The sequence below is a fragment of the Lentzea roselyniae genome, from assembly GCF_039537795.1.
Taxonomy (GTDB): Bacteria; Actinomycetota; Actinomycetes; order Mycobacteriales; family Pseudonocardiaceae; genus Lentzea; species Lentzea atacamensis.
The window spans coordinates 133258-153643 of record NZ_BAABBE010000020.1 but is presented as its reverse complement, the minus strand read 5'-3'; the positions used below and the strand labels follow the sequence as shown (position 1 = coordinate 153643).

The 20386-nt window shown below is 69.4% G+C and carries 15 protein-coding genes and 2 pseudogenes; 7 read left to right on the top strand and 10 right to left on the bottom strand.

The features are described 5' to 3' along the window. Nucleotides 1-99 (top strand): annotated as a pseudogene (locus tag ABFX45_RS31145) (IS982 family transposase); the annotation flags it as partial. A 24-nt stretch (nucleotides 100-123) separates the two neighbouring features. Here ABFX45_RS31145 and ABFX45_RS31140 read toward each other — a convergent pair. Both ABFX45_RS31140 and ABFX45_RS31135 read right to left on the bottom strand, forming a co-directional pair. Continuing rightward, on the bottom strand, nucleotides 124-1026 hold the full coding sequence (locus tag ABFX45_RS31140) for a lysyl endopeptidase (protein ID WP_109638106.1): 903 nt from the start codon (nucleotides 1024-1026) through the stop codon (nucleotides 124-126). Between the two features lie 52 nt (nucleotides 1027-1078). After that, nucleotides 1079-1297: pseudogene (locus ABFX45_RS31135) on the bottom strand (sugar phosphate isomerase/epimerase and 4-hydroxyphenylpyruvate domain-containing protein); the annotation flags it as partial. Between ABFX45_RS31135 and ABFX45_RS31130 the strand changes: the two are divergent. After that, entirely contained in the window at nucleotides 1262-1615 is a 354-nt protein-coding gene (locus ABFX45_RS31130; RefSeq protein ID WP_346133784.1) for a hypothetical protein, read from the top strand. The pseudogene ABFX45_RS31135 and the gene ABFX45_RS31130 sit on opposite strands and share 36 nt — an antisense overlap. A gap of 40 nt (nucleotides 1616-1655) precedes the next feature. Here the strand turns inward: ABFX45_RS31130 and ABFX45_RS31125 are convergent, their stop codons facing one another. The 5 genes from ABFX45_RS31125 to ABFX45_RS31105 form a co-directional block, all read right to left on the bottom strand. Then, nucleotides 1656-2585: a glycoside hydrolase family 6 protein gene (locus ABFX45_RS31125; RefSeq protein WP_109638105.1), complete on the bottom strand. Its 930-nt coding sequence runs from the start codon at nucleotides 2583-2585 to the stop codon at nucleotides 1656-1658. Nucleotides 2586-2672: 87 nt separating this feature from the next. After that, a complete protein-coding gene (locus ABFX45_RS31120; protein WP_109638104.1) occupies nucleotides 2673-2975 on the bottom strand; it encodes a hypothetical protein in 303 nt (100 codons plus the stop codon). A gap of 1 nt (nucleotide 2976) precedes the next feature. Continuing rightward, a complete protein-coding gene (locus ABFX45_RS31115) occupies nucleotides 2977-4581 on the bottom strand; it encodes a glycerol-3-phosphate dehydrogenase/oxidase (protein WP_346133782.1) in 1605 nt (534 codons plus the stop codon). Nucleotides 4582-4618: 37 nt separating this feature from the next. Then, nucleotides 4619-6133 (bottom strand): glycerol kinase GlpK, encoded by a 1515-nt coding sequence (glpK, locus tag ABFX45_RS31110; protein WP_109638103.1) that lies wholly within the window; start codon nucleotides 6131-6133, stop codon nucleotides 4619-4621. A gap of 21 nt (nucleotides 6134-6154) precedes the next feature. Next, nucleotides 6155-6910 carry an MIP/aquaporin family protein gene (locus ABFX45_RS31105; protein WP_109638102.1) on the bottom strand — a complete coding sequence of 252 codons (756 nt, stop codon included), beginning with the start codon at nucleotides 6908-6910 and terminating at the stop codon, nucleotides 6155-6157. Nucleotides 6911-7154: 244 nt separating this feature from the next. Between ABFX45_RS31105 and ABFX45_RS31100 the strand changes: the two genes are divergently transcribed. The 3 genes from ABFX45_RS31100 (at nucleotide 7155) to ABFX45_RS31090 (ending at nucleotide 11213) form a co-directional block, all read left to right on the top strand. Beyond that, complete coding sequence (locus ABFX45_RS31100) at nucleotides 7155-7919, top strand: IclR family transcriptional regulator (RefSeq protein WP_346133779.1); 765 nt, start codon at nucleotides 7155-7157, stop codon at nucleotides 7917-7919. 25 nt (nucleotides 7920-7944) lie between these two features. Further along, on the top strand, nucleotides 7945-9438 hold the full coding sequence (glpK, locus tag ABFX45_RS31095) for a glycerol kinase GlpK (protein ID WP_346133777.1): 1494 nt from the start codon (nucleotides 7945-7947) through the stop codon (nucleotides 9436-9438). A gap of 290 nt (nucleotides 9439-9728) precedes the next feature. Continuing rightward, nucleotides 9729-11213, top strand: a complete 1485-nt coding sequence (locus ABFX45_RS31090) for a non-reducing end alpha-L-arabinofuranosidase family hydrolase (protein ID WP_346133775.1) — start codon at nucleotides 9729-9731, stop codon at nucleotides 11211-11213. A gap of 13 nt (nucleotides 11214-11226) precedes the next feature. Here the strand turns inward: ABFX45_RS31090 and ABFX45_RS31085 are convergent, their stop codons facing one another. After that, nucleotides 11227-12603, bottom strand: coding sequence for an aminopeptidase P family protein (locus ABFX45_RS31085; RefSeq protein ID WP_109638098.1), 1377 nt, complete (start codon nucleotides 12601-12603; stop codon nucleotides 11227-11229). A 110-nt stretch (nucleotides 12604-12713) separates the two neighbouring features. Here ABFX45_RS31085 and ABFX45_RS31080 point away from each other — a divergent pair, with 110 nt between their 5' ends. Continuing rightward, nucleotides 12714-13658, top strand: coding sequence for a LysR family transcriptional regulator (locus tag ABFX45_RS31080; RefSeq protein WP_346133773.1), 945 nt, complete (start codon nucleotides 12714-12716; stop codon nucleotides 13656-13658). 15 nt (nucleotides 13659-13673) lie between these two features. Here the strand turns inward: ABFX45_RS31080 and ABFX45_RS31075 are convergent, their stop codons facing one another. After that, nucleotides 13674-15023 (bottom strand): collagenase, encoded by a 1350-nt coding sequence (locus tag ABFX45_RS31075; protein WP_346133771.1) that lies wholly within the window; start codon nucleotides 15021-15023, stop codon nucleotides 13674-13676. Between the two features lie 194 nt (nucleotides 15024-15217). Here ABFX45_RS31075 and ABFX45_RS31070 point away from each other — a divergent pair, with 194 nt between their 5' ends. Next, nucleotides 15218-18757, top strand: a complete 3540-nt coding sequence (locus ABFX45_RS31070) for a discoidin domain-containing protein (RefSeq protein ID WP_346133769.1) — start codon at nucleotides 15218-15220, stop codon at nucleotides 18755-18757. Here ABFX45_RS31070 and ABFX45_RS31065 read toward each other — a convergent pair. Then, on the bottom strand, nucleotides 18754-20331 hold the full coding sequence (locus ABFX45_RS31065; RefSeq protein ID WP_233439669.1) for an MFS transporter: 1578 nt from the start codon (nucleotides 20329-20331) through the stop codon (nucleotides 18754-18756). The two genes, ABFX45_RS31070 and ABFX45_RS31065, sit on opposite strands and share 4 nt — an antisense overlap. Between the last annotated feature and the right edge of the window lie 55 nt (nucleotides 20332-20386).

Genomic DNA, 20386 nt, shown 5'->3' with positions numbered 1-20386 from the left:
CGTGTCGCTCAGCGCCTGCTGGCCATGGCCGCCGGCATCTGGCACAACTGGGAGGCGGGCGTGACCAGCAAACGCTCACTGACCGCGTTCGATCACTGACACCAACTTCACGGAATCAACCATCTAGCTGACGCCGTTGCGGATCGCGCGCGCGTAGGCCGCCGCGGTCCCCTGCGCGGAGCACTTCTTCATGTCGTCGTAGAGCCACATGAAGCCACCGGTGATCCCGGCCGAACCGCGCCACGACCGCATCTTGCTCTCCACGGTCGCGGGCGAGTCACCGGCCGAGCACCCGGAACCGTGCTTGCTCCAGAGTCCGGGATCCACCGTCATGCCGAGCGCCCGGTTCCAGGTGGCCGGGTTGTTGCCGGCGCCGCCCGCATAGCCCTGCAGGTACACGCGGTCGACCATCGTGCCGAGGTTGTTCTTCAGGCTCGCCCAGAACGACTGGTTCGTGTACGGCGCGAACGTGAACTTCGAGTACCCGAGCCCCGCGGCCATCCGCGCGAACGCCGCCGTCGGGCCGACCTGGTAGTACGACTCGTCGTCGTTGTTGATCGCGTCCGCACCGGTGGCGGTCTTCAGCGCCTGGAAGTTGCGGTGCAGGATGCTCGACGGCCCGGTGCCCTGGGAGCTGATCAGCTTGGCGATGTTCTCCCAGTCCGGCACCGCCCAGGCACCGACCGACACCTCGATCCGGTTGACGCTCGTCGGTGCCTGCTTGAGCGTCCGCAACCGCGCGGGCCAGCCGGCATCGCCGACGTACCGGCCGTCCCGCACGATCAGGACGTCGTTGTAGTACAGGTCGCCGCTGGGGTGGACGTGGATGCTCCAGAGGATCACGGTCGTGAACCCGGAGGCGCGCAGGGTGTTCATCACGGCTTGCCCGTCCGAGTAGAACGGGCCACCGCCGAAGATCGCCGATCGCGGTGACTGCTGCGCCGCGGCGGGTGCGGAGCCGAGTGCGGTCAGGGCGCACAGGGCCAGCACGGCCGCGAGGAGAGCGGGGAACCAGGGCCGCCTCATCACGAATGTCCCTTCGTCAGGCGGCGGCCCGGCTCTCACGATAGCGCCGTGATCAAGCTCTGCCCGCGCACTGCCTCGCCTCGTGGTGGGCCGCCATCCGGACGGCCGCGTTGGCCACGCCGAAGCCGCGGTAGTCACCGATCCGCTCGACCACCTCGAAGAACACCCTCGCACCCGCCAGTTCGGTGTAGAAGTGCAGGAACTCGCCGTGCTCGTCGCGGTCGTAGAGCACGGAGTGCTCCCGCAGTGCGCTGATGCGATCGGCTGGCAGCTGTTCGGGGTGGCCTACTCCGCGATCAACGGCATCCGGCCGTCGCTGTACGACGAGATGTTCAGCACCGAGGTCAGGCTGTCCGGCATGGCGATCGGCACGCAGGTCGGCTTCGCGATCGCGGGTCTCGCGCCGAGCGTGGTGTCGACGATCGGCTCCGGCCGCGACGACTGGGTCGGTGTCGCGATCTTCACGGCGGCGGTGTGCGTGCTGAGTGCGGCCGCGATCGCCACGGGACGCGAGACGTTCCGGCGTCCCACGGCAGAACTCGGCCGCCCGGCGCTGGGGTCACGCGTTCCCGCCCCGGCTCAGGCCTGAGAGCTCGGAGGCCGCCCACGGTCGTGGGCGGCCTCGTCCGTCAGTACCCGTAGACCAGGTCGTACGCGAGCTGCGGATCGAACTTGCCGGCCTCGACGTTCGGCGCCTTGCCGCACTTGCCGTCCGAGTCACCGGGCACCTTGACCCACAACAGCATCTCCGCGCCACCGCCGGTGCGGGCGGGCGGGCCGAGCTTGCGTCCGCCGGGGTTGCACCACTCGCCGTTGTGGCCGTTGCCGTTGCGGCTGGTGTCGATCACGTACGGCTTGGTGATGCCGAGCGCGGTGTTGACCGCGTTGCCGTACGTCGTCGACGCCGCGGTGGTGTGGTAGTTCGACACGTTGATCGAGAAGCCGCGCACGTTGCGCACTCCGGCGTTGTTGAGCCGAGTGGCCATGGTGCCGGCGGGCACCCACTGCGCGTTGCCCGCGTCGAGGTAGGCCCAGGTGTTGGGCGCCTTGGCCTTGAACTGCTCGGTGGCGTACTTGATCATCGCGGTGCGCTCGGCGATCTTGGCGTCGGTCATGCAGTTGAAGTCCGCCAGGGAGTCCGGCTCGATCACCACGACCGCGGGACGGGAGCCGATGGCCGACGCGAACGCGGAGATCCAGGCGCGGTAGGCCTCGGGGGTGCCGGCACCGCCGCCCGAGTGGCCACCGCAGGCGTCGCGGCCGGGGATGTTGTACGCCACCAGCACCGGCAGCTTGGTGCCGGTCTTGTTCACGTAACCGCCGACCGCCGTCTTGATGTCACCGCTCCAGCTGCCGAACCAGCGGGCGATCGGCTTGGAGGAGATGTTGTTCTTGATCGCGGCGTTCCGGCCGTCACTCGGGTTGTTGCGCACCCACACGGCGGGGTTGGAGTCCGGGTCGACGTAGAAGCCGTCGGTGAGGCTGACGGGACTGGCGGCGTGGGCGGCCGGGGCGGTCGCCACGACGGCCAGCAGGGCCAGCGCGAGTGCTCTCATCATGGCTCGCACACTCGCGCGGGCCGCTTAAGAGGCGGTAAGCCGGGGTTGAATCGCCAGGCCGGCGCAGGGGTCCCCTCGCAGCTCAACCTACTCGGCACCACTGACGATCCCGGACTGGATCGGCAGCAGCGGTGCCACCACCCTGGCGAGCGGCCCGCTGCGGAACGCCCCGCCGACCGGCCCGGCGAACGGCGAGCCCAGGTCCGGTGTGTCGGGCAACCGGGCCCAGACCGCCCACCTCTCGTCCCAGGCCTGGATCACGTCGAGATGCCCGCCGGGCAGGAACCGGGTCAGGTGCACTCCCGCGACCTGCCCGGTGTTGCCCAGCAGCGGTAACAGCCGGAACCCACCTTCGCGCCGCAACCGCTCGATCAGCTCCGCGCCGTCCATCTCATCTCGCCGCCATCTCCGCGTACTCGCGGTAGGCCAGCACCGCCGCGTCGCGCTCGGCACCGGACCACCCCAGCGGACCGGCGATCAGATCAGCCACCTGATCGGCCACCGACGCGCCCTGGTCGAGGTGCTCGACCGCGATCCGGGTGCGCCGCGCCAGCACGTCCTCGAGGTCGAGCGCACCCTCGTGCGTCACCGCGTACACGATCTCCGCCGCCAGGTACCCGGCCACGTCGGCCGAGAGCGACGGGTCCTGGGTGATCAGGGCGAGCACGTCGGACACCGCGGAGCCGTGGCGTCGCAGCAGACGCTCCACAGTGGACGTGGGCAGGCCGGACTCGGCGGCGACTCGAGCCCGGTCCGCCCACAGCTCGTGGTAGCCGACCGCGCCGCACAACGGCAGCCGGGCGGTCAGCGACGGTGCGACGGCGCGGCCGAGACCGGACACCGCGGAGTTCACGACGTCCGCCGCCATCACGCGGTAGGTCGTGTACTTGCCACCGGCGATCACGAAGAAGCCCGGCTCCGGTTGTGCCACAGCGTGTTCGCGCGACAGCTTGGCCGTGTCGCCGGACGCGCCGTCCAGCAGCGGCCGCAGACCCGCATAAGTACCAACGACGTCGTCGACCGAGAGCGGCGAGCGCAGCACCGCGTTGACGTGGTCGAGGATGTAGGAGACGTCCTCGGACGTCGCGGTGACGGCGGCGGGATCGCCGGAGTACGGCGTGTCCGTGGTGCCGATGATCCAGTGACGCCCCCACGGGATCACGAACAACACCGACTTCTCGGTCCGCGTGATCAGCCCGCCGTCCAGCTGGATCTTCGAGCGGTCCACCAGGACGTGCACGCCTTTGGACATCCGCACGTGGAACGGCGGCCTGCCGGGGCTCATCGCGTTCAGCGAGTCGGTCCACACACCGGTCGCACTGATCACCCGCCGCGCCCGGACGTCGATCAGAGACCCGTCCACCGAAACACGCGCGCCCGACACGCGGCCGCCGGACCTCAGCAGCGACGTGACCCGAGCCCGCGACAGGACCGTGGCGCCGTGCTGGGCGGCCGTGCGCACCAGGGTCAGGACCAGCCGGGCGTCGTCCATCTGCGCGTCGTAGTACCGGATCGCCCCGGCGAACTTCGAAACATCGAGCGACGGCCCGACCTGAGCCATCCGGCCGCGAGACAGATGCCGGTGCATCGGTACCGCCCCGGCGCCACCCATCGTGTCGTAAAGCAGCACACCTGCGCCGACATAAGCGCGTTCCCACTGCTTTTCCAGCGGGAAGAGGAACGGCACCGGCCGCACCAGGTGCGGTGCGAGCCGGCGCAGCAGCAGGCCGCGTTCCTTCAGAGCTTCCCGGACCAGCTTGAACTCCAGCTGCTCCAGGTACCGCAGCCCGCCGTGGACGAGCTTGCTGGACCGGCTCGACGTGCCCGCCGCCCAGTCGTGTGCCTCGACCAGCGCGACGGAGAGCCCGCGCGACGCCGCGTCCAGAGCGGCGCCCGCACCGACCACACCACCTCCGACCACGAGCACGTCGAACTCCGTCGAGCCCAACGACCGCACCGAGTCAGCACGCCGAGCCGGATCCAGCCTTGCGAACAACTTCGGCTCCTTAGAAGAGAGTCAGCGAACGCCTGTCTTATCGAACATCCGCGTCGACCCAGTCGAACGACTTGGTGACGGCCTTCTTCCAGTTGCGGTACTCGCGCTCGCGCTCGTCGGCGGCGAGCTCGGGCGTCCAGCGCTTGTCCTCAGCCCAGTTCGCGCGCAGCTCGTCCAGCGACGACCAGTAGCCGACAGCGAGACCGGCGGCGTACGCGGCGCCCAGAGCGGTCGTCTCCGCGACGACCGGACGCACCACCGGCACGTCGAGAACGTCGGCCTGGAACTGCATCAGCAGCTCGTTCGCGACCATGCCGCCGTCGACCTTCAGCTCGGTCAGCGGCACACCGGAGTCGGCGTTCATCGCGTCCAGAACCTCGCGGGTCTGGAACGCCGTCGCCTCCAGCACGGCACGCGCCAGGTGGCCCTTGTTGACGAACCGGGTCAGGCCGACGACCGCGCCACGCGCGTCCGCCCGCCAGTACGGGGCGAAGAGGCCGGAGAACGCGGGCACGAAGTACGCGCCACCGTTGTCCTCCACCGACCGCGCCAGCGTCTCGATCTCCGGGGCGGAGCCGATGATGCCGAGGTTGTCGCGCAGCCACTGCACCAGCGAGCCGGTGACCGCGATCGACCCTTCCAGCGCGTAGACGGGAGCCTCGTCGCCGATCTTGTAGCAGACCGTCGTCAGCAGGCCGTTCTTCGACGCGACCTTCTCGGTGCCGGTGTTCAGCAGCATGAAGTTGCCGGTGCCGTAGGTGTTCTTCGCGGTGCCGGGCTCGTAGCAGGCCTGGCCGAACGTCGCGGCCTGCTGGTCGCCGAGGATGCCCGCGATCGGCACGCCCTTGAGCACGCCGCCGGAGCCGGTGCCGTAGACCTCCGACGAGGAACGGATCTCCGGCAGCATCGACAGCGGCACGCCCATCTCGGCGGCGATCTCCGCGTCCCACTGCAGGGTGTCGAGGTCCATCAGCATGGTCCGCGACGCGTTGGTCACGTCGGTCGCGTGCACACCGCCGTTGGGGCCGCCGGTGAGGTTCCACAGCGTCCACGTGTCGGTGTTGCCGAACAGCAGGTCGCCTGCTTCCGCCCGCTCACGGGCGCCCTCGACGTTGTCGAGGATCCAGCGGATCTTCGGGCCGGAGAAGTAGGTCGCGAGCGGCAGGCCGACCTTGGCGCGGTACCGCTCGGCACCGCCGCCGAGCGCGCCGAGCTCCTCGACGATCGCCTGCGTGCGGGTGTCCTGCCAGACGATCGCGTTGTAGACGGGCTCGCCGGTGTTCTTGTCCCACACCACCGCGGTCTCGCGCTGGTTGGTGATGCCGACGGCGGCGAGGTCACCGGTGTTGAGGTCGGCGGCGGCGAGCGCCTGGCCGATCACGAACCGCGTGTTCTCGGAGATCTCGAGCGGGTTGTGCTCGACCCAGCCGGCCCGCGGGAAGATCTGCTCGTGCTCCTTCTGGCCCACGGCGACGATGGAGCCGCTGTGGTCGAAGATGATCGCCCTGGTGCTGGTCGTGCCCTGGTCGACGGCGAGAACGTACTGCGTCATCGAAAAGTCCTTTCAGGATGGTCAGAACACGAGCGAGGCGACGACACCGGCGATGGCACCGCCGACGATCGGTCCGACGACCGGCACCCAGGCGTAACCCCAGTCGGAGTCCTTCTTGCCGATGGCCTCACCGTCGGTGCCCTTGTACGACAGCGGCAGCAGGGCGTGCGCGATGCGCGGGCCGAGGTCGCGGGCCGGGTTGATCGCGTAGCCGGTGGGACCACCGAGCGAGGCACCGATACCGACGACCAGCAGCGCCGCGGCCAGCGGGCCGATCTGGGTCGGGGTCTTGCCGAACGCGAGGATCACGAAGACCAGGACGAACGTGCCGATGATCTCGCACACCAGGTTCCAGGTGTAGCTGCGGATCGCCGGGCCGGTGGAGAAGACGGCGAGCTTGAGACCCTCGTCGGGCGTCTCGTCGAAGTGCGGCTTGTACGCGAGCCACGCAAGGACGGCGCCGAGGAACGCGCCGAGCATCTCACCCGCGAAGTACACGATCGTCGAGCCCGCGCTGACCGGAACACCAGGGGCGTACTCCGCCGCACCGCTGGTCAGAATGCCGACGGTCACGGCCGGGTTGAGGTGCGCGCCCGACTTGTAGGCGACGTACACGCCGGCGAAGACCGCGAGGCCCCAGCCGAAGTTGATCAACAGCCACCCGCCGTCGAACCCCTTCGACTTGGCGAGCAGCACGTTGGCCACCACGCCCGCACCCAGCAACAGCAGGATGCCCGTACCGAGCACCTCGCTGAGGAACACTGACCCGAGACCCACGCTGGCCTCCCATTCGTCCTTGAACGGCTGATCACCCGGTGGTGATTGAGGCGGAACGTAATGACCCACGTCACGCCTGCTCAACGGGGACGTTTCGACAATGTCGACACCTACCGGGTGCAAAGCTGTGACCACTCGGTCACGCTGCGCTCAGACAAGGCGTTTCAGGCCGTTTTCCTGGGGCGATGGTCGCGGTAGCGGTTCGACATTGCCGACACGGGTCGTCTCAATTACGTTTCTCGCCGTGCCGGGACCAATCCAGTCGATCGAACGCGCCGCAGCCGTGCTGCGGCTGCTCGCGCGTGGCTCCGGCCATCACGGTCTCACGGAGATCGCCGACTCGCTCGGCCTCGCGCGCGGCACCGCGCACGGGATTCTCCGCACGCTGCAACGGGTCGAGTTCGTCGAGCAGGACCAGGCCACCGGCCGCTACCGGCTCGGTGCTGCGCTGCTGCACCTCGGCACCTCCTACCTCGACGCGAACGAGCTGCGCTCGCGGTCGATCAACTGGGCGGACACGCTGGCCGCACGCTCGGGCCAGGAGGTCAGGATCGGCATGCACCACGACGGTGCCGTGCTCGTCGTGCATCACGTGTTCCGGCCGGACGACTCGGTGCAGACCCTCGGCATCGGCGCGATGCTGCCGTTGCACGCGACCGCGCTGGGCAAGGTGCTCCTCGCCTACGACCCCGACCTGTCGGCGACCGCACGCCGGCGCGAGCTGACGTCGTTGACGCGCAGGACGATCACGCGCGCCCAGGCGCTGGAACGGGTGCTGACCGAGGTGCGCGCGCAGGGCTGGGCGGGCGAGGCCGAGGAGTACATGCCGGGCGAGGCCAGCATCGCCGCGCCGATCCGGATCCCCGGCGGCCTCGTGGTCGGCGCGATCGGCATCTCCGGCCCCGTCGACCGGCTGTGCGACTCCGCTGGACGGCCGCGCGCGACGCTGGTGCGCCAGGTGTCCCAGGCCGCGGAAGCGGTCACCACGTCTCTGGTCGACGAGAACTGAAAGGCGAGCCGTGCAACGGTTTGTGATGGCGATCGACCAGGGGACGACGTCGACGCGCTGCATCGTGTTCGACCAGAACGCCCGGCTGGTCGCGGTCGCCCAGCGCGAACACCGCCAGTACCACCCGCGGCCGGGCTGGGTCGAGCAGGACGCCGTCGAGATCTGGCGCAACGTCGACCGGATCATGCCGCAGGCGTTGCGGCAGGCGGGAATCACGGCCGACCAGGTCGTCGCGCTGGGCATCACGAACCAGCGCGAGACGTTCGTGCTGTGGGACCGCCACACCGGCGTCCCCATCGGCCGGGCGATCGTGTGGGAGGACATCCGCACCGAGGAACTCGTTGCCCAGCTGGGGAAACAGCCGGGCATCGAGGAGGTCCGCGAGCGCTGCGGCCTGCCGCTCGCGACCTACTTCTCGGCGCCGTCGTTGCGCTGGATGCTGGACAACGTGGCAGGGCTGCGGGCGAAGGCGGAACGCGGCGACGTCCTGTTCGGCACCATGGACACCTGGCTGATCTGGAACCTCACCGGCGGCGTGAACGGCGGCCTGCACGTCACGGACGTGACCAACGCGTCGCGGACCATGCTGATGAACCTCGGTTCGCGGCAATGGGATCCGATGCTGCTGGATTTCTTCGGCGTGCCCGCGGCGATGCTGCCAGAGATCAGGCCGTCGACCGAGATCCGCGGCACGACCACGCGCGTCGTACCGGGCATCTCGATCACGGCGGCGCTGGGCGACCAGCACGCGGCGCTGTTCGGGCAGACGTGCTTCGAGAAGGGGTCGATCAAGGGCACCTACGGCACCGGCGGCTTCCTGTTGATGAACACCGGCACCGAGCTGGTGCGGTCCAAGCACGGGCTGCTGACGACGATCGGCTACCAGATCGGCGGCGAGCCCGCGTACGCACTGGAAGGCTCGATCGCCGTCGCGGGGTCGCTGGTGCAGTGGTTCCGCGACAACCTCGGGCTGATCCACAGCGCGCCGGAGATCGAGACCTTGGCGCGCACGGTGAAGGACAACGGCGGCTGCTACATCGTGCCGGCGTTCTCGGGGCTCTTCGCGCCGCACTGGCTCGCGCAGGCACGCGGGCTCGTCGTCGGGCTGACCTCGTACATCAACAAGGGGCACCTGGCACGGGCCGTGCTGGAGGCGACCGGGTGGCAGACGCGTGAGGTCGTCGACGCGATGAACGCCGATCTCGGGGCGCCGACGCCGGTTCTGAAGGTGGACGGCGGGATGACCGCCGACCACCTGCTGATGCAGTTCATCGCGGACGTGCTGGACATCCCGGTGATGCGGCCGCTGGTCGCGGAGACCGTGTCACTGGGTGCCGCCTACGCCGCGGGCCTCGCCGCCGGATACTGGCCGGATCTCGAGGGCCTGCGCCGCAACTGGCATCTGGCCGCGCGGTGGAACCCTGTGATGGACGCCCGGCACCGCGAGGACGAGTACGCGAACTGGAAGCGGGCCATCGAGCTCACGTTCGCGTGGGCCCGCTCCAGTCCGTCCACTTAGAACGGCGACCCGAGCAAAATGGAGCCTTCCTCACGTCAGGTGGGCACGGGTCGCAATTTCCGCACGCGAGCGCGCCAGCCATTCTGAAGTTTCGAAAACAAGTCGAAACGACCGTTGTTCGACGATTCCCATGTCGAATGCCGTTCGACAACGCCGCAGGTCGCACGCCCGTGCGGCCAGCGGTTTACCTCTTGAACGTTCGGAAAGAATCTGGCAGCTTCAACTCCACGGGCGAATGTTAGCGCTAACACTGCGTCGAAGCAGTAGAGCGGAGAATCACCGTGGATTCGATGGGCCAAGTTTCACCGAACCGGCCGCGCCGTGCGGCCCGCTTCCGGCGCGCGCTGAGCACCGTGTTCGCCACCGTCTTCGCGGTTGCCGCGGCGGTCGCGCACGACACCGGTGCGGCGTCGGCGGCGACCGTCGACACCAACGCGTGGTATGTGTTGGTCAACCGCAACAGTGGCAAGGCGATGGACGTCGCGGGTGCTTCCACCGCCGACGGGGCGGGCATCCATCAGTGGTCCCGTCACGACAGGGCCAACCAGCAGTGGCAGTTCGTGGACTCCGGGAACGGCTACTACCGCTTGAAGTCGAGGAACTCGGGCAAGGTCCTCGACGTGGACAACTGGTCGACCGCGGACGGCGGGAAGATCCAGCAGTGGACGGATCTCAACGGCACCAACCAGCAGTTCCGGCTCGCGGACTCCGACGGCGGCCACGTCAGGCTGATCAACCGCAACAGCGGTAAGGCCGTTGAGGTAACCGGTCTGTCGACCGCGGACGGAGCGGCGGTCGTGCAGTACGGCGACTGGAACGGGTCCAACCAGCAGTGGCAGCTCGTCCGCGCGGGCGACACGGGAGGGTCGTGCCAGCTCCCGTCGAGTTACCGCTGGTCGTCGACGGGCCCGCTGGCGAACCCGAAGGCGGGCTGGGTCTCGCTCAAGGACTTCTCCACCGTCGTCCACAACGGCAAGCACCTGGTCTACGGGTCGACGGTCGACTCGGCGGGGCAGAACTACGGGTCGATGAACTTCGGGCCGTTCACCAGCTGGTCGGACATGGCCTCTGCCCCGCAGAACACGATGAACATCGGCACCGTCGCGCCCACGTTGTTCTACTTCGCCCCGAAGAACATCTGGGTGCTCGCCTACCAGTGGGGGCCGACGACCTTCAGCTACCGCACCACCAGCGACCCCACCAACGCCAACGGGTGGTCGGCGCCGCAGGAGCTCTTCCGCGGCAACATCCCCGGCGGGGGCGCCCTCGACCAGACGTTGATCGCCGACGGCCAGAACGTGTACATGTTCTTCGCCGGTGACAACGGCAACATCTACCGGTCCATCATGCCCATCGGGAACTTCCCAGGCAGCTTCGGCACGTCGTACACGACGATCATGACCGATACGAGGGAGAACCTGTTCGAGGGCGTCGAGGTCTACAAGGTCAAGGACCAGAACCAGTACCTGATGCTCGTCGAGGCGATGGGGGTGAACGGGCGCTACTTCCGCTCGTTCACCGCCACCAGCCTCGGCGGTTCCTGGACGCCGCAGGCCGCCACCGAGAGCAACCCGTTCGCCGGCAAGGCCAACAGCGGCGCGACCTGGAGCAACGACATCAGTCACGGCGATCTCGTGCGCACCAACCCCGACCAGACCAAGACCATCGACCCGTGCAACCTGCAGTTGCTCTACCAGGGGCGCAGCCCCAGCTCGGACGGCCTCCCGTACAACTCCCTGCCCTGGCGGCCGGCCTTGCTGACGCTCCAGCGCTGATCGCCTTACAGGACTAGGAACGCTGCTTCCGCACCCAGGCGGCCACGTCGTCCGCCTCGATGGGCAACGCGTCCGACAGGACGTCCGCGCCCGTCGAGGTGACGACGAGGTCGTCTTCGATGCGCACGCCGATGCCACGCAGCTCGGGCGGCAGCGTCTCGTCGTTAGGGTGGAAGTAGAGGCCGGGCTCGACGGTCAGCGCCATGCCGCGCTCCAGGATGCCCTGCTGGTAGGTCTCCTGGCGCGCGTCGGCGCAGTCGTGCACGTCCAGGCCGAGGAAGTGCCCGGTGCCGCAGACGATGTAGCGCCGGTGGTGCTGGCCGCTCGGGTCGAGCGCCTTGTCGACGCTGACCGGCAGCAGGCCCCAGTCGTGCAGGCCCTCGGCCAGCACGCGCATCGCGGTGTGGTGGAAGGCGCTGTAGTCGTTGCCGGGCCTGACTTCCGCGAGCGCCGCGACGTGCGAGGCGTGCACGAGGTCGTACACCTGACGCTGGGGCTCGCTGAACTCGCCGCTGACCGGGAACGTGCGCGTGACGTCCGCGGTGTAGAGGGAGTTCATCTCGACGCCGGCGTCGAGCAGCAGCAGGTCGGTCTCGTTCACGCGGCCGTCGCAGCGCGTCCAGTGCAGCACCGGGGCGTGCGGGCCGGCGGCGACGATCGAGGTGTAGCCGGGACCGTTGCCCTCGGTGCGGGCGCGGCGGTCGAACGTGCCCTGCAACCAGCGCTCTCCCCCGCCGCGCACGGCCTGGCCGAGCTCCATGGCGACGTCCGCGAAGCCCTTGACGCTGGCGTCGACGGCCTGGCGCAGCTGGTCGATCTCCCAGTCGTCCTTGATGCGGCGCAGCTCGGCGAGCGTGGTGCGCAGCTCGTCGCTGTGGGAACCGGTCAGCGCGTCGAGCAGCGGGTCGACGCCCTTGGCGGTCAGCGTCTCCGGGTGACGGCCGCGCAGCGCGTGCGCGAGATCCTCCAGCGGGCGGGCCGTGATGCCGAGCGCCTCGCCCCACTCCTTCGGCCCGGCGGCGGCGCCGATCCAGAACGGGCTGCGGTCGGCGTCGCCGAAGAAGTCGACGCTGTGGGCCTCCGACGGCACCGGCACGAACAGCGTGGCGTCCTCCGCGGACAGAACGAGCACCGCGCCCTCGACCTGGCAGCCGGTCAGCCACACGAAGTCACTGTCCGCGCGGAACTCGTGGAACGTGTCGTTGGACCGGACGTGCGCGCGGCCCGCTGCCAGGGCGATCCGCTTGCCCGGCAGAGCGGCGACGAGCTTGGCGCGGTGCGCCGCGGCGGCCTCGGCGGTGCCCTTCGGCAGGTCGATGTGGCTGTCCCACTCACCCCAGCCGTCGCGGATGTACGTGCGGAAGCCGTCCGCGTCCACCAGTTTCGCCATGTCGCGGCGTGTCCGAGCCAATTCCGGTCCTTTCGGGGAACGTCCTTCCCCGCCAGCCTCCCTCCCAACGGAGGGAGCCCGCCAATCCAGATCGGGGATAGCCTCAGGCTATGGAACTGGAGATCCGGCACCTGCGCGCGATCTGCGCCATCGGCGACGCGGGCAGCCTCTCGCGCGCGGCGACGCAGCTCGGGATCTCCCAGCCGTCGCTCACCACCCTGCTGCAGCGGGTCGAGCGTCTCGTCGGCGGGAGGCTGTTCGAACGCGGCCGGTCAGGAGCCGTTCCCACCGCACTGGGCGCGCAGATGCTGCAGCGGGCCAGGTTGTTGCTGGTGGAGCTGGAGGCGTTCGGCTCGGACATGGCCGGGCGGGACGGGCCTATCCGGTTCGGGTCGGTGCACATGGAGTGCGTGGCGGCGTTGTACACGCGGCTCGAGGACGCGCTGGACGACGTCACGCTGGTGGTCGACCCGTCGTCGACCGGACTCGCGCTGGCGTTGGCGAACGGTCACCTCGACGCGGCGGTGATCGCGGTCGACGAGGAGGGTGACCTGGGGCTGCCGCGCGGGGTGGCGCAGCGGATCGTGGTGCCGTGGGTGCCGGTGCACATCGCTCTTCCCGCTGCTCATCCGCTGGCCTCGGCACCAGAGGTGGAGCTGGCGGACCTGGCCGGCGAGGCGTGGGTGGGGCCGCCCGGCGCCGAGGACGGGTCGCTGACGACGCTGCGCGCGGCGTGCCGGGCGGCGGGGTTCGTGCCGCGCATCCGGTTCGAGGTGCCGAGCGGGGCCGGGCGGCAGCTGATCGCGGCGGGCAAGGCGGTGCAGCTGGTCGAGCCGACCTCGCAGGGCGGGCCGGGGGTGGCGGTGCGGCCGCTGGCGGGGGCGCCGATGCGGATGCGGCTGGTGTTCTGCTGGCGGCGGGAGCGGCTGACCTTCCGTCAGGCCAGCCGCGTGTTCGCCGAGGTGCTGGGTGCCTACTCGGAGCAGGCGCTCGCGAGTCCGGTGTTCCGGTCGTGGTGGGAGGAGCGCGGGGCGGCGCTCGCCGCAGCGGACTGAGCCGCCCCGCCGTCGTCACGACAGGGTGCCGAGCCACCCCTGCCAATCGGTGTCGTACTGCGTGCCGATCACCCGCGACACGTGGTCCCGCGCACCGGCCCAGTCACCCACGCGGTACTTCGCCAGCACAGCCGCCACGTCCTCCGGATGCTTCTCGATCAGGTACCGGACCGCGAGGTAACCCCATTGGTAGACCCGCTTCGCGTCGTGGTCGTAGGTCGTGTCGAAGAGCGCGCTCAACGCGTAGGTGCGCAGTTTCGCCTCAGCGATCGCCCTGTCGTAGACCACGCCCCGGTAGTGGTACGAGACGTACTCCGCGAAGCCCTCGACCCACCACACCGTGGGGGTCTTCATGTTCTCCTCGAAGTCGCCGTACATGTCGAACCGGCCGTCGAGGTAGTGGGTGTACTCGTGGTTGAGGTTCCAGATCTGGAAGTCGGGGCGCAGCCACTCGGCCTCGTACGCGATGAACCTCGGCTGGTTGCCCGCCTTCGCCGGATCGCCTTCGAGGTACATGCCGCCGTTGTTGGTGTCGATGCCGAACAGCACCCCGGCGTACGTGCGGTAGTCGGTGCTGGAGTCGAACACGACGACCTCGAGCGTCGTGTTGAGGTCGTCGGCGACCGGGCCGGGATCCCGCGCGATCTGGTGGAAGACCGCGTCCTGGCCTGCCAGGCTCGTGCACGTCCGGCTGAGCTCGTCCGAGGTCAGCTGCTGGGCCCGGATGCGCAGGGTGGCGCTGCAGGTGTGCCGGACGCCGAGCACCCTGCGGTTGATGCGCTCGCGGAAGTCGCAGGTGCGGTACGTGCGGCAGTTCGCCTTGTCGTACCAGTCGGCCATCTCGGCCACGCCGACCCACATCGGCGCGAGGCGGCCGACGACGTCGCCGCGCCTGGCCAGGCCGGCGAGCAGCGGCCGCACGCGCGGGGCGATGTCGCGGTGCTGCAGGAACCGGCCGAGCTCGCGGGTCGCGTTGTGGACCAGGTAGGCGCGGTCGGTGCCGAAGAAACCGAGATGCCGCACCACGAACCGGCGCAGCGCCCGCAGGATCTCCGGCTCGGCCTTCACCGCGGCCACGAAGTCCGCGTGGCTGTGGCCGTAGTAGAGCATGATCATGCCCGCGTGCACGGTGGCGTCGTCGGCCTTGGTGTAGTTGTCCAGCACGTGGGTCAACGCGCGCAGCTCGGCCGGGTAGTCGGTGACGGCCGCGTAGATCGTCGACTCGGGTGCCGCGTGGTGGAGGTTCCTGGCGACCTCGGGCGGCAGCAGGGGGCTGTTCGGCGCGCCCTGGACGGGTGCCGCCTGCGCTGCCGCAGGGACCAGGAGTCCGGCCAGAAGTGTCAGGACGAGTACGGCTAATCGCATCGGTGTCCTCCGCAGGGGATGTGAGGTGCTGAGGAGCGTCACACCGCTCGCGGAGCCCCGAACATTCCTTCCGCTCATAGGGCGCCACTATGGGACAGGCGTTGGACAACCTTGTCATCTTGTCTCGCTTGTCCTCTTGACCCCGAAAGGATCAGCCACCAAAGCTGTCCGTGGGCGCCCGATCGCATGGAGAGTTGAGGTCGCACGAGCTTTCTCGTCGTGTCTTCCTCGCCGCGAACGCCGGTCTGCTGGCCAGCGTCGCGTTGTCCCCCAAAGCACTCGCGAGCGAGGAGAAGGCGGCCCCGCAGGTGACCGATCTCGCCCTCAACCGGCCTGTTTCCGCCTCCTCCACCGCCTACGCCGCCACTCCCCCGCCTTTCGTGACCGACGGTCTGCAGCAGGTCGGCGTGCGCGGCTCCGGCTGGCGCGCGGCCGGCGGTGACCCGCAGTGGGTGGTCGTCGACCTGCAGGCGGTCTGCCAGGTCTCTTCGTTCGTGCTGGTCTTCGAGGCGAAGCTGGGCGATCCGACGTTCGTCCCGTCACCCAGCTACCAGCCGCGCACCGACACGACCGGCGCGGAGATCCTGTCCGCGGCCGCGCTGTCGTTCCGCCTCGACGTCAGCACCGACAACCGGACGTGGCGCGAGGTCCACCGCACCGACGACGGACAGGGCGCGGAAACCCGGATCCAGCTGGGGAAGCCGGTCGACGCGCGCTACGTCCGACTGGTCGCCACCCGCCGGTCGAACGACAACCCGTTGGGACTCAACGGTTTCCAGGTCTACGGCACGACCCGCGAGCAACGGCCGGCGGTGCGGGGCTGGACCGGCTGGCGCAGCAAGGGCACCGTGCCCGCGCTGGAGCCGGGCCCGGACCACACGGTGGAGCTGAACTCCGGCTGGCACCTCACGATGGACGACTTCGCGGGCACCGCCGACGGCGCAGCGCTGGCCAGGTCCGGTGTGGACACGTCGAGGTGGCTCGACGCGACGGTGCCCGGCACGGTGCTGACGTCGCTGGTCGACCAGGGCCACTTCCCGGACCCGGTGGCCGCCATGCACAACATGAAGATCCCGGAGGCCCTGTCGCGGCACTCCTGGTGGTACCGCCGCGCGTTCCCGCTGCCCAGGAGCTTCGCCGGCCGCAGGGTGTGGCTGGAGTTCGACGGCGTGATGCAGCACGCCGAGATCTGGCTCAACGGCACCAGGATCGGCGACGTCACCAACCCGTTCGTCCGCGGCGCGTTCGACATCACGCCGGCGTTGAACGCCTCCGGCGAGCAGGTGCTCGCGCTGCGGCTCAACCCGATGGCGCACCCCGGCAGCCCGACGGACAAGGGCAGCGACGGCGGCGCGTTCCCGAACTCGGGCAAGCTCTACCTCGACTCCCCCACCTACCTGTGCATCTCGGGCTGGGACTGGATGCCCGCCGTGCGCGACCGCGGCACCGGGATCTGGGACCACATCCGGCTGCGCGCCACCGGTGACGCGGTCATCGGCGATCCGCACATCGTGACAACGTTGTCGTCCGACCACAAATCCGCCGACATCGCGATCAGCGTGCCCGTGCGCAACACCGGCACGTCTCCCCTGCCGGTGACGGTGCAGGCGGCGTTCTCCGGCGTGAAGCTCGCGAAGGCCGTCACGCTGCCGCCCGGGACGTCGGAAGTCGCTCTCGGCACGCACACCATGGCCGACCCGAAGCTGTGGTGGCCGAACGGTTACGGCGACCCGTACCTGCACGAGACGGTCCTGACCGTGACCGCGAACGGTGCTGAGAGCGACAAGCGCACCACGCACTTCGGCATCCGCGAGTTCTCCTACGAGCACGAGCTGCCGATCGAGTTCCCGCCCGGTCAGAACGCCGTCACCCAGACCGTCGACCTCGGTCCGCAGACCGCACAGCACGTGCGGGTCACGGCGTTGCGCAGGGCCACCGGCTGGGGCGTGTCGATGTGGTCGCTGTCCATCATGGACGGTGAGACGGACCTCGCGCGCGGCAAGGTGGCCACCGCGTCCTCATTCGACAACGAGTGGAACAAGGCGCCGAACGTCGTCGACGGCGACCCCGGAACCCGCTGGTCGTCGGAATACCGCGACGACGAGTGGGTCCAGGTCGACCTCGGCACCAAGGTGTCGTTCAGCAAGGTCGTGATCTCGTGGGAACGCGCCTACGCGTCGCTCTACCAGGTGCAGGTCTCCGACGACGGCCAGACCTGGCGCGAGGTCGAGCAGGTCAGCAACGCCCCGAAGCCGTTGAAGATCCGGGTGAACGGCGTGCCGATCTTCTGCCGCGGCGGCAACTGGGGCTTCGACGAGCTCCTGCGCCGCATGCCGGCCGAGCGCATGGACAACGTCATCGCGCTTCACCGCGACATGAACTTCACGATGATCCGCAACTGGATCGGCGCCAGCAACCGCGACGAGTTCTACGCAGCCTGCGACCGGCACGGCATCCTGGTGTGGAACGACTTCTGGGTGGTCGGCTATTTCCCCGACGACATCCCGGGTTACCTCGACACTGCCCGCGACACGGTGATGAGGTACCGCCACCGCCCGAGCATCGTGGTGTGGTGCGGCGCCAACGAGGCCTCCCCGCCCCCGAACACCGACGCGGGCCTGCGCAAGATCGTCGCCGAGCAGCACGGCGACGTCCACTACCAGAGCCACTCCGCCGACGGCAGCGTCTCCGGCCACGGCCCGTACTACTGGGTCGAACCTCAGAAGTACTTCGACCCCAACACCTACGACACGTTCAACTTCGGCTTCCACACCGAGATCGGCATGCCGACGGTCCCGGTCGCCGAGACGATGCGCAACCTCGTCGGCTCCGAGGTCGCCTGGCCGATCGGCGACGTCTGGTACGCCCACGACTGGTGCACGAACGGCAACCAGCGCCCGCAGCTCTACCAGGCCGCGATCGACGCCCGCCTCGGCGCTTCCACCGGCCTGGACGAGTTCTGCCGCAAGGCGCAGTTCGTGAACTACGAGAACATGCGCGCGATGTTCGAGGCCTGGAACGCCAACCTGTGGGACGACGCCTCGGCTCTGCTGCTGTGGATGTCGCACCCGGCCTGGCATTCCACGGTGTGGCAGACCTACGACTACGACATGGACGTCAACGGCACGTACTTCGGTGCGAAGAAGGCGTGCGAACCGTTGCACGTCCAGGCCTCTTTGGACACCTGGCGGGTCTCGGTCCTCAACCACACCACCGGTGTCCTGCGCGGCCGCGTCGAGGCGACCGTCCACTCGTTGTCCGGCGCAGTGTTGAGCGCGCAGAAGGCGGACGTGGAGGTCGGCGCGTCCGGGCGGGCTCAGCTCTTCGAGGTGACCCCGCACGCGTCGCCGCTGCACCTCGTGCGGCTGCGGCTGCTGGACGGTGACCGCCTGCTGTCCGAGAACACCTACTGGCGCTACCGGACGCCGTCGGACCTGCAGGCCCTGAACTCCTCCGGTCGCACCAGGCTTTCCGTCGACGTCGGCAGCACGCGTCGTGACGGTGACCGGCGGCGGTTGACCGTGAAGGTGCGCAACACGGGCACGGTCGTCGCGGCGATGACCCGTCTCGGGCTGCGCGACAGGCGTTCCGGCGGGCGGGTGCTGCCGACCTTCTACAGCGACAACTACCTGTGGCTGCTGCCCGGCGAGACCCGCTCGGTGACGCTGTCGTGGCACAAGCGCGATCTCACGTCGGAACAACCTCGCGTGACCGTCGAGGCGTACAACGCCTAGCCGGGCTTCTTCGGCTCGGCGAAGATCAGGTGCCGCACGTGCGGGTCGTCCTTGGCCAGCGCACGTGCGGCTTCCTGGTTCTGCCGGTCCACGACCGTGCCGCGCTCGAGGTGCTGCCGCAGATGCTCCTGCCACGTCGCCACCGTGAACGTCTCCAGGAACGTCTCGGGCTTCTCCGTGTCGCGGAACAACCCCCACATCGTGGCGCCGGTGCGCCTGCGCGCCCGCCCGACCCGTTGCATGGCGGCGACGAACTCGTCCTCGTTCTCCCTCGCCACCGGCCACTCCACGGTGACCAGCACCGGTCCGGCGTCCGTGTCGTCGATCTCGGGTGGAGCCTCCCAGTACGTCGCCGGGCTGACGTCGAGCGGGCGGTCCAGCAGCGGCAACCACTTCGTCGCCACGAGCACCGCCACCGCCATCGCCACCGCGGGCACGATCATGGCGACTCTGAGGTCGTACGCGTCCGCGATGACACCCCACACCACCGCGCCCAGCGCCTGCCCGCCCATGAGGATCAGCTGGTAGTAGGCGAGCGCCCGAGCCCTCGTCCACGACGGCAGCAACACCTGCGCGGTGGCGTTGAACGTCGAGAGCGTCGCGATCCAGCACGCACCCGTCAGCAACATCGCCACGATCACCAGCACGAAGTTCTCCGTCAGCACCGCGGTACTGGTGGCCGCCGCGTAGAGCCACGTCGCGAACAGCACCATCCGGTTCTTGCTCATGCGCTGCAACAACTTCGGCACCACGAACGCGCCACCGATCGCCCCGGCGCCCACACTGCCGAGCAACACGCCGTACCCGCTGGCGTCGAGCCGGAGCGGCCCGCGCGCGATGGCCGGCAGCAGCGCCCACAACCCGCTGCCGAACACGATGAACAGCGAAAGCCTCGTCAGCACCCGCCGGAACAACGGCGAGCTCGCCACGTACCGCGCCCCGGTCCTCATCGCGGTGGCGATGTGCTCCGTCCCGAGTGGACGGTTGTCCGACGGCCTCCGCCACCGCCCCAGCACGATCAGCACGCCGAGGAACGACACGGTGTTGAACGCGAACGCCGCCTCCGGCCCCGCCAGCGCGATGAGCAGCCCGCCGAGCGCCGGCCCGATGGCGCGGCCGACGTTCATGTTGACGCCGTTGAGCAGCGCGGCCTGCGGGATCTCCTCGCGCCCCACCAGTTCCGGCTGGATGGCCTGGAAGGACGGCATCGACAGCGCCTGACCGATCGCCATCAACGCGAGCAGCCCGAGCAGGGTCGACGGCGTCGCCCTGTCGGTGCCCGCGAGCAGCATCAGCCCCGCCGCGCCCGCCAGCATCAGTGCCTGGCCGGACATGAGGACGTGGCGGCGGTCGAGGATGTCGCCGAGCGCGCCGGACGGCACGACCAGCAGGAACACCGGCAGCGTGGTGGCCGTCTGGACGAGCGCGACCTGCAGGGCCGAGCCGCCGAGGTCACCCATGAGCCACTGAGCGCCGACGGTCTGCGCCCAGGTGCCGATGTTGGAGGCGAACTGGGCGAGCCACAGCGCCCGGAAGGCACTGCGGCGCAGGGGTGCCCACGCGGAGACAGTCACCGCTCGATCTTCACACCCCTGCCCGCGCCTCGCCGAACTGTCGGTCCCGAGTTCT